The sequence below is a fragment of the Sorangiineae bacterium MSr12523 genome, assembly GCA_037157775.1.
GTDB lineage: Bacteria > Myxococcota_A > Polyangia > Polyangiales > Polyangiaceae > Pendulispora > Pendulispora brunnea.
Genome location: CP089982.1, coordinates 2,546,517 through 2,559,105, shown reverse-complemented (window position 1 = coordinate 2,559,105; position 12,589 = coordinate 2,546,517). Strand labels below are relative to the sequence as shown.

At 61.5% G+C, this 12,589-nt stretch carries 13 protein-coding genes; 3 read left to right on the top strand and 10 right to left on the bottom strand.

Going from position 1 to position 12,589, the window contains the following annotated elements; all coding sequences use genetic code 11:
- Positions 1-39 precede the first annotated feature (39 nt).
- Both LZC95_10375 and LZC95_10370 read right to left on the bottom strand, forming a co-directional pair.
- The gene (locus LZC95_10375; GenBank protein WXA97240.1) at positions 40-471 is read right to left on the bottom strand and encodes a LuxR C-terminal-related transcriptional regulator; all 432 of its coding nucleotides are present in this window, start codon (positions 469-471) and stop codon (positions 40-42) included.
- Between the two features lie 1,056 nt (positions 472-1,527).
- Positions 1,528-2,193, bottom strand: a complete 666-nt coding sequence (locus tag LZC95_10370) for a hypothetical protein (protein WXA97239.1) — start codon at positions 2,191-2,193, stop codon at positions 1,528-1,530.
- A gap of 368 nt (positions 2,194-2,561) precedes the next feature.
- On the opposite strand from LZC95_10370, the gene LZC95_10365 reads away from it, so the two are divergent.
- Together LZC95_10365 and LZC95_10360 are read left to right on the top strand one after the other, a co-directional pair.
- Positions 2,562-3,149: a LuxR C-terminal-related transcriptional regulator gene (locus LZC95_10365; protein ID WXA97238.1), complete on the top strand. Its 588-nt coding sequence runs from the start codon at positions 2,562-2,564 to the stop codon at positions 3,147-3,149.
- 120 nt (positions 3,150-3,269) lie between these two features.
- Entirely contained in the window at positions 3,270-4,487 is a 1,218-nt protein-coding gene (locus tag LZC95_10360) for a M12 family metallopeptidase (GenBank protein ID WXA97237.1), read from the top strand.
- 68 nt (positions 4,488-4,555) lie between these two features.
- Here the strand turns inward: LZC95_10360 and LZC95_10355 are convergent, their stop codons facing one another.
- A complete protein-coding gene (locus tag LZC95_10355) occupies positions 4,556-5,548 on the bottom strand; it encodes a trypsin-like serine protease (GenBank protein WXA97236.1) in 993 nt (330 codons plus the stop codon).
- A gap of 219 nt (positions 5,549-5,767) precedes the next feature.
- On the opposite strand from LZC95_10355, the gene LZC95_10350 reads away from it, so the two are divergent.
- Entirely contained in the window at positions 5,768-6,175 is a 408-nt protein-coding gene (locus LZC95_10350; GenBank protein WXA97235.1) for a cupin domain-containing protein, read from the top strand.
- Positions 6,176-6,245: 70 nt separating this feature from the next.
- On the opposite strand, the gene LZC95_10345 is transcribed toward LZC95_10350, so the two are convergent.
- The 7 genes from LZC95_10345 to LZC95_10315 all read right to left on the bottom strand — a co-directional run bounded on the left by LZC95_10345 (position 6,246) and on the right by LZC95_10315 (position 12,376).
- The gene (locus LZC95_10345) at positions 6,246-6,545 is read right to left on the bottom strand and encodes a hypothetical protein (protein ID WXA97234.1); all 300 of its coding nucleotides are present in this window, start codon (positions 6,543-6,545) and stop codon (positions 6,246-6,248) included.
- Between the two features lie 39 nt (positions 6,546-6,584).
- On the bottom strand, positions 6,585-6,998 hold the full coding sequence (locus LZC95_10340; GenBank protein ID WXA97233.1) for a hypothetical protein: 414 nt from the start codon (positions 6,996-6,998) through the stop codon (positions 6,585-6,587).
- Between the two features lie 241 nt (positions 6,999-7,239).
- Positions 7,240-7,539, bottom strand: a complete 300-nt coding sequence (locus tag LZC95_10335) for a hypothetical protein (GenBank protein ID WXA97232.1) — start codon at positions 7,537-7,539, stop codon at positions 7,240-7,242.
- 196 nt (positions 7,540-7,735) lie between these two features.
- Positions 7,736-8,524 (bottom strand): hypothetical protein, encoded by a 789-nt coding sequence (locus LZC95_10330; protein WXA97231.1) that lies wholly within the window; start codon positions 8,522-8,524, stop codon positions 7,736-7,738.
- A 155-nt stretch (positions 8,525-8,679) separates the two neighbouring features.
- Positions 8,680-9,240: an Hsp20/alpha crystallin family protein gene (locus LZC95_10325; GenBank protein WXA97230.1), complete on the bottom strand. Its 561-nt coding sequence runs from the start codon at positions 9,238-9,240 to the stop codon at positions 8,680-8,682.
- A gap of 530 nt (positions 9,241-9,770) precedes the next feature.
- Positions 9,771-11,231: a hypothetical protein gene (locus LZC95_10320; GenBank protein ID WXA97229.1), complete on the bottom strand. Its 1,461-nt coding sequence runs from the start codon at positions 11,229-11,231 to the stop codon at positions 9,771-9,773.
- Positions 11,232-11,479: 248 nt separating this feature from the next.
- Complete coding sequence (locus LZC95_10315; GenBank protein ID WXA97228.1) at positions 11,480-12,376, bottom strand: Hsp33 family molecular chaperone HslO; 897 nt, start codon at positions 12,374-12,376, stop codon at positions 11,480-11,482.
- Positions 12,377-12,589: the final 213 nt, after the last annotated feature.

The window sequence follows — 12,589 nt, the reverse complement described above, 5'->3', positions numbered from 1 at the left end:
GAAGAACTCATCGGCCCCACGTGGAAGACGCGTCGTGGCCTAAGTTAGCGGGAACAGGCTATCTCGATGCAGGCGCACCAAAGCAACCCGCGAATCGACGCCCAACTTCTTGGCAGCCCGCGTCAAGTAGGCAGAAACAGCGGACACCGAGAGCCCTAGCTCATAAGCAATTAGCTTGTTCGAATGCCCCATGGCAGCAAGCGTTGCGACTTGACGCTCGCGTTGACCAAGGTTGCAAAACGTTGCAGACGGAGACGCAACATCGTTGCGATACGCAACCATGAATCGCTTGCCATCGTGATCGAATTGCTCCACGAGCGTCCATCGCCCCGACACCATCGCTCCCCAAAGCGCAAGGGCGGTTTCCGGATCGGTACGCCGCAACTTTCCTCGTGCTCGGTCAAGCAGGCACGCCGCCTGCTGCAGCGCTTCGCGCGATGCACGCGCCGTCGCGTCCCCGGCGGCGTCCATGAGCTTTCCGCCGGACGTGAGGATGGCATCGCCACCGGCGTGCCGCCGCCCACGCAACCGCTGCATTGCCCCAAGATGTGACGCCAATCGAGACGCCAGCCCCGCAATATCCTTCGGCACTCCTCCTGACTTGCGTCCTGCGCCAAAGACGATTCCTCGCCCCGGCTGACCGTCGGAACGCACTTGCAGGATATCGTCCAAACGCGGTCCCGATGTCCCTTTCGTGGCCCGCCAGTCTTGTAGAAAAGGATCTTCGGCATGCGTGGGCTTCGACCGTGCGCTCGAGCATCGCGGGGCGCGGAACGTGTCATGCGACATCGAACAGGGCGGTAAATTCAGAAAGAACCAGGATTCATGGCACGGCGGCCGCGGTGCCTGGCCGTTCTCGTATTCGAAACACCTTTGCTCGTGCAGCTCGAACAATTTAGCGCCGTATTCGGCAATCGGCCCACGAAAACGAAGCGACGAAACCCGCGCTCGTTCGCCATCGGCCTCGAAGGCCACCAACGCAGTCCCGAATCCATCGTCCAGAATCGGCCCAAATGCCGCATGCACCTCATCAAGCCAGGTGTCATCGTCGTGCTCGAGCGAATAAATCGCTTCGAGTACCGCTACCGGATCCGCGCGTCCACCCATGTCGCTTCTCCCTGCGAGAACGATACCAGCCCGTTTAGAGCGCTGCATTCGGCCCATCGCCGTTCATGAGTTCGGGCGGGTGGCTGTCGGTCACGAATCAAATGCCGGTAAACTCAGTAAGATGGGATAATATTTGGCCTTCAGAGTTGTTACGGCCGAACGAATCGATATCCAATCCATACTTATGACGCTCGTGGCACCTTCCTCCCCGATGCGACGGGAGATGGTCGTGCCGATATCATCACCGTGAACGACCAAGGCGTCACCATGCGCCGTTCACCAGGAGCTTCCTTTGCGGGCAATGAAATGGCCGGGCATCTACATGCGCCGTTCGACGGGATCGTTTTTCAGCCGACCACCGGAGCGCAGTGGAGTACCGGATCTACGGAGTGCGTTGACCCCGGACACAATGCTTCGAGGCTATCTAAAATCCACGCTGATGTAGGCTTGGTAGCGCGCGCCATCGCCGGTGAGTTGGAGGCAGAAGCCTTGTCCCAGACCAGCGGTGATGTTTTTGTTCTTTTCCCAAGCGTCGTCGTCGCGCCATGCCCGCTCCTGTTCGTCGGAGCGCAATGTCCAGATCAGCGAGCCACCGGCATTGTGAAGGGTCAGGCATACGCCTCCCAGCACATCGTCCGTATTCTGGGGAACCACCTTGCTCAACGCATCGAGCACGACAGCGACGACCTTCACGGGCGCGACGGCGCTTCCAATGGCATCGGCCAGCGAGGCTGCGGCGCCAATGGCTTCTCGGACGCCACCGCCATCTTGCTCGCCAAAGACGATTCCCACCTCGGCCTTCGAGTCGACGGCGACGTCGGCGTCGTAAAGCGTCGCGCGGAGCCATCGCTCCCGAAGGGCACCTGAATCGTTGATGTCCCAGCAGGAGCGATCTTCACCCGCATCACCGTGGTCGGGGCCTGGGACGACCCTGCTGGATGTCGAACCGTCACAGTGTCTGCACCCAACCATGACGTACAATTCGTCGTGCCCCAATTCCGTCGTCTCGTCGCAATGAACGAATTGTAGAACGACCCGCGCCCTTGCCATGTTCCGCCACCGTCCTCGGCCAACGAGGGTGGCCATCGAACAAGGCTCGCGCAAGCTCCTCGCGCACGTTGCCGTTCGCTTTCGCACACACGTGGCGCGAAGGATGAGCCAAGCCCGGCGGCAGACACCATGGCGCGTGAAATACGCTCTTGACGGTGTCAAAACGCATGTTCGCGATTGCCGCACGAGACGTCGACATCGCAGTTTCGCGCATTACGTTGATATTCGACACGCCAATGTGATTGGACTTTGGTTGGAGGCCAACGTTCCAACGCATTCCCATCGAGGCAATCGATAGCTCGCAACCGAGCTCGATTCGGGCCCGATGGGGTGAGGCAGTATCTTTGCGAGCTTCCGAAGCTTGCTCCGTGAGCATGCTTCCGTTTCCGCACGGGGAAAGAGAAATGAACGAGCGCAATTTGCGGGCGCGATCGCCCGCCAATGCAGTAGACCGCGCGTTGGATGTCGACCTAGCGCGAGCCAAATTGCAGCAAACGGATCCCGAAGTCTCCATCGAGCTATGGGACGACTTGACGCATCGTGAGCGGCAAACCGTTGCCATGGCCGCTTTGGGCCATTCGAACAAGGTGATCGCCGATGAGCTGGGCCTCTCGGTGTCCGCGGTTTCGGCGTACCTCGCGCGCGCCGCGAGAAAGCTGCGGGTCGATTCGCGCGTGGACTTGGCGCGCCTGTACCGAGACACCGCGCCTCGGCCGCCTTCGGCCGCGGACGATCGACGGCCCCCGCCTCGGGCGGACACTGCGAAACATCTACCGCCGAAAGGACTCTCGGCCTCCGAACGCGCGGTGCTCCTCGGAGTGCTCTGCGGAAAGACGAACGCCGAGATCGCGCAGGCCCGTCGTAGCTCGGTTCGCACCGTGGCCAATCAAGTCGCCAGCGCGTTTCGCAAACTCGGTGTGTCTTCCCGAGGGGAACTGGCCGCCCGCATGTTTCGGGAGTCGGACGCATCGAACCCCAGCGCAGCAAAATGACCATGGCAACCCCGAATCGAAAGATGCACATAGGCGTACGTCCACGGTGACCTATTCCGGATTCACCAACGAATCCGCCTTGACCATGTTCGCCAACGAATTGGCGAGAATGACGGAGTCATGACCATGTTTCGTTCGCTGCGTTTGGCAAAAGCATCTACGGCTGCATTCGTTCAATTTGCGCTACTGGGAGCATTGGGAGGAACGCTGGCCGCGTGCAGCGCGGATAGCGGCACCTCGAAACAGCTCGAAGGGACGGAGCCCATGTCGTTCGAAGAGTTCGTCGCCAGTACCTACAAGGAACCTGGGGAATCGGGACTCTACATTTACGACGGCGACACGACGGCCCGAACGACGGAGGAGCTCCGCGAGGTTTACGACAAGGCATTCAAGAGCCAGCAACCTCTGATTGTCAATCGCCTCCCCAACCGTGCCGACGTGTGGGACGGAGAAAGAAGCAACCTTCGCTACTGCATCGGAAACGGCTTTGGGTCGAACAAATCCGCGGTCGTCAATGCCATGGCCCAAGCCACGGGGAATTGGGAATCCTACGCACACGTTCATTTCGTTTACGCATCGGATCAAGATGGCTCGTGCACCAGCAGCAATCCCAATGTCATCTTCGACGTGAACCCCACGTCAGCAGGACAATACCTTGCTCGAGCGTTCTTCCCGAGCTATCCACGCGTCAACCGCAACGTCCTCGTCGACGACTCTGCGTTTTCCTCCGGCTATCCGCTCTACGGCATCATGATGCACGAGCTTGGCCACGCGCTGGGCTTTCGACACGAGCACACGCGCCCGGAGGCACCTGCGCGCTGCTTCGAGGACAACTCATGGTTCGTGCTGACACCATACGATCGCGCGTCGGTCATGCACTATCCGCAGTGCAATGGCACGAACAATCAATTGTCGTTCTTGTCCACGAGCGATGCCGAGGGAATCGCGCAGGTCTACGAGAGCAAGCGGATGGCTCGCCCCATACCACCTACCGCCTGCGGCATCGTCTCGGCCGACCACGGTCTGGGGAGCAACAACCAAGGCATTCGCTCGTGCGATGGGCGCTTCTTGTTCATCATGCAGAGCGACGGAAATCTGGTGCTCTACCAAGGAAACACGGCGCTCTGGGCTTCGGGCACCGCCGGGCAGCCATCGTACGGGGCGTACATGCAGGGCGATGGGAATCTGGTCATCTATTCGGGATTACCCCGCGCCCTCTGGGCGACGAACACGGCCGGCAATCCTGGCGCATACTTGCAGGTTCAGAATGATGGCAACGTCGTCATTTACCGAAGCGACAACGTCCCAATCTGGGCCACGAACACCGCGGGACACTGAACCTCCACGACGTAGAAGGCCGCTGCCACACCGCATCTCGGTAAACGGCAGCGGCCTTCGCGTTTTCGCTAGAGCGCCCAATGCGGAACGGGGTAGCCGCCCGCAGCGGCCGCCGTGCGTGCCGTTTCACGAATGAGTGCACCGTGGGGTTCGAGGACCACGCCTTGGCTTCCGCTGGAATTACCGTCGGACGCCATCGTTCCTATGGTGTTGACCCCCACCAAGATGTACCACCCCTTCTCGAAGAACATTTGTGGAATGACGCCGGCTCCCGAGTCTCCCGGTGCGGAAGCCGGGCCATAGGCGAACAAGCCCGGGGGCACGTCCATCACCGGCGGCGAGCTCCAATAGTCCACGACGCTGCACGTACGGGGCGCCGTGGGGGCGCAAACGAAGGAAATATTTTCCGCCTTTCGCCGCTCGTGGCCGCCATTGTCGAACGCGATGCGCTCCAAGGTGACCGGATCGTAGCGCTCGACGATGGCGCCCCGGCCGACGATGGCGACGCCGCGACTTAGATTGTAATTACCAATTTTGGTCCGAGTGTCGACCGATGCCGGAGCAACATCCGTCACGTTGGTGGCCAGCGTGAGGAGCGCAATGTCGTCGGTGCAGCCATTGGTGCCGGCCGGCTTTCGAATGGATTGAACCGTGTGCCACGTCGAGCCGGGTCGAACGACGGACGAGCCCGTGGTGATTTGCATCACGCTGTTGATGGGGGTTCCGGTGAACGAACTGCTGCAAAAGTCCGACGTCGTCGGATCGCCCACGCGCTCCGTACAATGGCGAGCCGTGATGACCAGATTTGGCGCGATCAGCGTGCCCGTGCATCGCGATGTACCCGGCGTCCCGGTGGGCGGGCAGCTTCCATCTGCCTGCAGTGGCCCCGTGCAAATGCCCACGGAAAAGGGGTGCTGCGGATCGAGCGGCGCGCCGAGAAGTGCGTCGCTCGACGTATTCACCTGCTGCTGTTCCTCCGTTGCCTCGGAGGCGCAACCTGCTCCAAGACCGACCACGAGAAATGCCCCCGCCACCATAAGAAGATGATTCGACTGTCCCATTTGGCGTTCCCTTCGTGAAGTGAAGTGTCGTCATCAGCCTTTACGGGGACGCCACTCGGTCCTTTCGAAGGTGAACGCATTTTCCTCTGGCCACGCGGCCGTGCACGCACGCAACCGGAGCTCATTGCGCAGGGTGGTCTATTGGATTCGATTCAATTTGGTACTTTCCCTGGACCTCGGGCATGCCCATTCATGCGCGGCAAAGGAGATGCACCCGAGATGAAATCCCATGCACTCGTCGTTGCTGCTTCATTGGCTTTCGCAACACCCGCGGCGGCCCATGCTCCGGGCGATACGGTGGTCACACCGAATTTCTCGCACGCCATTCCGAACATTCCCGGCAAGTCGCTCATTGCGGTGGTGGTCACCTTTCCGCCGGGGGGAGCCTCCGCGCCCCATCGCCACGCGAAGTCGGCCTTCATCTTCGGCTACGTTCTCTCCGGCAGCATCCGCAGCCAGGTCGAGGGTGAGCCCGCGCGCGTCTACAAAGCCGGGGAGAGCTTCTACGAGGCGCCGGGCGCGCATCACCTCGAAGGCCGCAACATGAGCACCACCGAACCGGCGAAACTGCTCGCCGTCTTCGTGGTCGATAGCAACGACAAGGAGCTGACCACGCCGGACAAATAAATAAAAAAGGCGCCAAGTCCTCGACGCCCTTGCAAATACGGAATCGTTATTTCGTTTGGAATCGCGCCCATCAGGGGCAGAGACGCGCGTTGGGGCTCACGCCCACGGAGCCCCCTTCGACCGCGGTGCATTGTGCGGTGCGCGTTGCGCTCGCTGGGCTGACGGAGACGGCCAAGGGCCGGTAGTTCGGCGACGGCTGGTAAAGACTCGAAGCGTCGTTGCTGGCGACGGAGGCCGTCTGCGGTTGTCCGACGCCCTGCGCGGCACAACCCATCGAACCAATCGCGGCAAACGTGGCAAACATGGCAAACGTGGCAAACGTGGCAAACGTGACGGGCGCAACCAGCGACGCACTTCGAAGGGAAAACATTTTCAACTCTCCTTTGGATGAAGCTATTCGAATACGGACTCAGGGGCAGAGGCGCGCGTTCGGGCTCACGCCCACCGAGCCTTCTCCCGCGACCGTGCAATGTGCGGTGCGCGTTCCATTTTCCTGGGTGTCGCCACCCACGGCTCCCGTGACGGTGACCGGCGGCGCAACCGCCAGCGGCCGCGCATTCGGCGACGGTTGGTACACGCTCGAAGGATCGTAATTGGCGACCGAAGCTCCCGCTGCTGCTCGCTCGGGAAAGCCGGCATTTCCAACGCCACCCGTAACGGTGACCGGCGGCGCGACCGCCAGCGGGCGTGCATTCGGCGACGGTTGATACACGCTCGACGGATCGTAGCTGGCGACGGATGCCCCTGTCTGCGGCTGACCGACACCGTGCGTGGCACAAGCCATCAAACCAAACGCGGCAAACATGACAGACATGGCAGACATGACAGGTGCAACCAGCGACGCACTTCGTAGGGAAAACATGTCCAACTCTCCTCGTCTCTCTCGTCTTCCGTTGTCTTCTTCTTTGATAGGGACTACGCCGCCGGCTCAAAGAGGTTCCACACGAATGTAAGAAAAATTCTGCCAGCCTCGAAAAGGGCAGTTAATTGAAAATTAAAAAAGGGCACCGATCGTCGGCGCCCTCGTTCGAATACGAAGTTGCTGCTTTCTTGGAATCTGCCCTTCAGGGGCAGAGACGCGCGTTCGGGCTCACCCCGACGGAACCGACTTCGGCGTCCGTGCAGTGGGTGGTGCGCGGTGCGGCTTCGCGGGAACCATTGGTGGCGGCTACCGCACGGACGTTCGACGACGGCTGGTAGAGGCTCGAAGGATCAAAGCTCGCCGAAGGATCGTAGTTGCTGGCGACGGATGCACCCGTCTGCGGTTGTCCGACGCCCTGCGCGGCGCAAGCCATCAAACCAAACGCAGCCAACGTGGCAAACATGACAGGCGCAACCCGCGACGCACTTCGAGGGGAAAACATTTTCGACTCTCCTTGGACCTTTGCATAGGGGTACGCCTCCCGTTCGAAAAGGTTACGCACGTCAAGGAGAAAATTTCCGGAGCGAGCTCCGCGGCCATAAAGACCAGGGAAATCCGCTGTTTCGGCGCGTACAAAAAAAGAAAGAGGGCGTCGAAACCTCGACGCCCTCTTTGGATGTAAGTTCGAAACTAGGTGCTCAGTACAAACCGGGCACGGCCGACTGCGCGAACGGGAAGGACTGGAGGATGCGCGCATGGGTGAACGGATCCAAGCCGTAGCCGACTTGGCCAAGACCCACCTGGCCGAGGCCGAGTTGGCCTAGACCCAATTGACGATTCTGGAGCTCCAACACGTCTGGGGAGGTGTGAGCCAAGCCGCCGCCGAACACGTTGGGGACACCCCAAACATTGTTCTGCACCCCGGGCCAGCCACCCACTTGCTGCTGGTAGCCGAAGGGCGAGGTGTGCTGCAGGCCCAGGCCCGGAATCATTCCCGGGATCCCTTGCTGGTAGCCGTAGGGCGAGGCGTGTTGGAGGCCCGGAATCACTCCCGGGATGCCTTGCTGCAGGCCCAGGCCCGGGATCATTCCCGGGATGCCCTGCTGCAAACCAAGACCTTGCAAACCAAGGCCCTGCAAACCAATGAAGGGGTTCGAGTGCTGCAGGCCCATGCCGGGGATCATTCCCTGGAGGCCCTGCTGGTACCCGAACGGGGAGGTGTGCTGGATGCCAATGTTCTGGCCCCAGGGAACGCCGCCCTGAAGACCCTGGAGTCCCTGGAGTCCCTGGAAGGGATTGCCCTGGAAGCCGCCCAGGCCGAGCCCACCGACGTTGCCGAGGCCGAGGCCCCCAACGTTGCCGGTGGTATGTGAGAGGCCGAGGCCGTGCACCGAGAGACGCACTTGATTGAGCGCCTCGATGGTCTGCGCAATACGGTCATTGAGGAGCTGCAGTTTGCGAATATCAACCTTGGCCGTTGTATCCATGTCGTCTGTCTCCTTGAGGGGTTTGGAAACCACTGCGGACCGACCCCCCCGATGGGCCGGGGCACTTTGTGCGGGCGACAACCGAGTGTCGTCGTCCGTGAAATTCCCGTTGTCTTCTGCTTCGGTCGCACGCGCGTCCGCGGGACCCGCGTCACTCATGTAATCGGAATCGGCCGCGCGTTGCTCGCGGTCGCCTGCGGCTGCCGCGGAATGCGGACCAACAGCACGCCGTCCTGCAACGTCGACGTGATCTGTTCCGTCTTCGCGGTGAGAGGAAGCGGAATCACCCGCCGGAGCACTCCAATCGCGTGCTCCACCCGAAGGGGCACCAACTTGCCCCCGTTGTTCGTCGTCGGAGGCTGACGTCGCCCCGTCACGATGAGGACGTTGCCCTGTGGCGTCCCCTGGATGTTCACCTCGACTCCCTGGCGATTGACCCCCGGAAGATCGATCGAGAGGAGAAGCTCCTCGTTCGTCTCCCACAGGCTCAGCACCGGAGTCCACCCTTGCGGCTGTTGTTGCTGCTGCGTGCTCGGCTGACCGCTCGCTGTTCCGAGCAGATGATTCAGGCGTTCCATCTGTTCCTGAACGTGTTCCACCGGGTCCCTCTCTGCGGGGATCGGGGCGAACGGCGCCTTGAGTTCCGGGGCTTCTTGCCCCGTGAGGGATCGGTACAGATTTTCGACCTTTCCGATCGTGTCGTCGATTTCGGTCATCGCTCATCGCCTCCCCACGTAGAAATGGCCCGTCACGCGGGCGCCCAACGTGTTCGCTGCAGGAAAACCTTGCTCGTCTCGAACCCGGAGAGACCCTTGGCCCCTGCAGTCAGATTCGAGGACGCCGACCTTACAACGAAGTGCGAGGACGAAAACCAATTAAAGAAGCTGGACCATGAAATAAAATTAACATGGCGCATCTCGACCTAAGCCGAAAAGAAAATTCGATGAGACGTATTCAGCTTTATGCGTCACGCGCGTGCCGCACAGCCGCGACAGCGTTGTCATCGACGGCTCTTCGTCGTGGTCAGTCGCGTGGCCACTGCACACGTCCGTTCTAGCGGATTTTCCGCTCGGCCGTGCTCCTGCGCTCGTGCGTCATTCGCGTGGGAACGAGGCCTCCGGATCGGCCGTGCTGGCGTGACGATCGCGTGGCACATCCCCATTAACGGAAACGAAGAAACTGGCGTATTGGGAATTTGCGCAATATCGAATCAAATGAATCGAATCAATTCATCCGATGGGCGGCTCTACGGGATCGCCTGAACCCAAAGTCCCTCGTCGGCAGCGCCTTGCTCGCCCTCGGCGCGCGGAATCGCGTAGACGATCTTGTCGCGCTGAGGTGTAAGTTGCACCGTGCGGCCGTCGAGGACTTTCGCGCGAAGAAGGAATGGAGCTTGGCCGGTCGCCAGATCGACGACCTTCACGTCGCTCACGACCGGGTACGTTTGCGGATCGCTGCGGTTGTCGGAGAAGACGATCGTGCTTCCGGTGGCCGCGAGAACACTGTCCACGTTGGGGAATTTCCGCACGCTCCCACCGCCAACGGGCCGCGCGTTCAGCGTGCCGCGGTCCGGCTTGATGTCCGTCAGGTAGAGAACGTTGGAACTGTCGTCGGTGAAGGCCGAACGCGAGAGCTGTCCGTTGGCGCCTTCGACGAGTTTGTCCGGCGCGGGGTTCAACTTCGACGTGGACGCGAGGTAGAGATCGCGATGTTCCCCACCGTCGTACGTGATCACGGTGGAGTAGAGCGCATACGCGTAATTGGGGCTGAAGGGCGCGCGCGCCGCAAAACCGACGGTCACCACGGGCGTCGGGTTGACCGCCGGTAGGCTGGTGCGCCTCAGTTGATCGTTTACCGTATAGAGAAGCGAGTTGCCATTATCGGCGAACGTGGCCCACGTCACGCCATTGTCGACGAGGACGACTCCCTGGCCATCCGCGATCATGCCGCGCGAGTTGTTCGTGACGAAGAAGACCCGGTCGCCCCGCGCATCGGCCACCCATGCGGGCTGCACGTCGGAGGCGATGGACGACGTCGTCCACGTGGCCGCCGCCGTGGCGGGCGCCTCGTAACGTGCCAAGGTCGCGGATTGGCTTCCATCGCCGCACCACACCGCAATCGCGCGCTGCCCTGCGAATCCGAACCGAGGGCGACACGTCGTCGCCGAACCTCGGCCCATCGCCGGAACGAGGATTTGCCGTTTGTCGGGTGTGCGGCTCGAGGAGACGTTGAGGCTCGCGGTGGTCGAAGTCACGTCGGCCGTGAAGAGGATCTGCCCGCCGTCGTCGGTCGCCGCGACCATGTCGTCGGAGAGCAAGGTGGGCCCAACGGCTTTGACTCCACCGGCCGCGGTCCAAATCGTCAGGGTGCCCGTGTTGTTCGTATAGTTGACATTCGTATAGGCAAACACGACGGGCCCGCGCACCACGGCAATGGCCGAGTCGGTGGTGATGCGCACCGGTGTCGACGCCGGCTTGGCCGCCACGGCGTAGAGCCCATCGGCGGTGTGATAAACGGCATAGCCATCGCTGGTCATTCCCGAGAGGGTCGCCGTGGCAGAGGTAATCTTGTACGGCGTCGTATCGACGGGCACCTTCACGTCCGGGCCGGCATCCCCACCCGGGACGAAACCTCCGCCCGTCCCGGTCTCGGGGCCTTCGCCATCGACGGAACCGCCGGACGCGCACCCGTAGACCGCCCACGGCACGACGCAAGCGAGACATAAGAACCCCAACGCGTGCTTCATAGCAATTAGGATGCAAGAGCAAGGTGCGTGCGGGGCGCACACTCCTCATTTTGCTCATTGCTAATCGCTAATCCGCAATCGGCTCAAGAAGAGAAGATCACAGGGAGGCGGGGAGACGGGGAGGTTTTTTGGTTTCCAATGGCCACGATGTGTCCATTGGAAAACCCCAAAATTCTCCCCGTCTCCCCGCCTCCCTGTGAATCTTCTCTTTAGTTCTGCTCGAGGAGGCCGCGGAGTTTGGCGGGTGCAATTTTATATTGGCGACGGCAATAGTCGCACGCAATCTCGAGCACTTCGCCCTGTTCGCTGAGGTGTTGCACGTCCGTGCGAGGAAGCGTGGAGAGGCCGAAGAGAATGCGTTCTTCGCTACAATTGCACCCGAAGCCGTGGCCGGATTCGCCTACTTCGGTGTAAGGCATGCCGTAGAGCAGCTCCGAGAGAAGCGCACGTGGCTCGGCCATCCGCTTTTCGAGCAAAGGCGTCATCGAGGCGAAGTCTTTGAGCCGCTCGGTCATCACCATGAGCGGTCCCTCGCCGACGTCCGGCAAGAGCTGCACGATGTAACCTCCGGCGCACATCGCATCGCCTTGGCCATACGTCCCCACGGCAATCATGGAGACGACTTGTTCCGACGTCTGCATGTAGCTCATGAGCGCTCCGGAAATGCCGCCGGATGCCGGAACCGCCACCACGCCTTGATGGAGCGATCCGTTGTAGAGACGGCGCGCCACCTGAAGACGGGCCTCGGCCCCCAGGTCGAACGTGCTCGCCTTGGGCGCGAGTTGCACGAGACCTCGGGTCCATGGGCTCACGTCGGGGTTCGAGTCGGCCACCATGCGGCTCGTGTGATCTTCGGCCTGCAGAATGATCTGCACCCGTTGATCGGGCGACATGGTCTCACGCACGAGGATGGATCCCGTGATGAGATCCGCAAAAAGCAACGCCAGGTCGCCCTGTGGCCGCTGCGCCTCGATGGCCGCGCGGACAGTGCGGGAGCTCTCCACGGTGATAACGCGGAAGGCGCCGTCGTCGGTGATGGCTCGGAGGACACGGTCGCCTCCGGCCGGCTTGGAGTCGGTGTGGGTCTTCGGGTCGGGATCGGTCACGCTCAACCATGATACCGCAACCTTTCTTGCCTTACCCGCTCCGGCTCCCCCTTCCCCTCCCGATTCTTCTCCCCACCGCGGAAGATCGGGCGTCCACCGCGAGATCGGGAACGGATAGAGCGCGCCAATCGCCACGAAACGAACGCTCCAGCGGGCTCGGGTGCGCAGTTCGACCTAGCCAACCGCGTCATCCGGATTTAGACTGAATGGCGA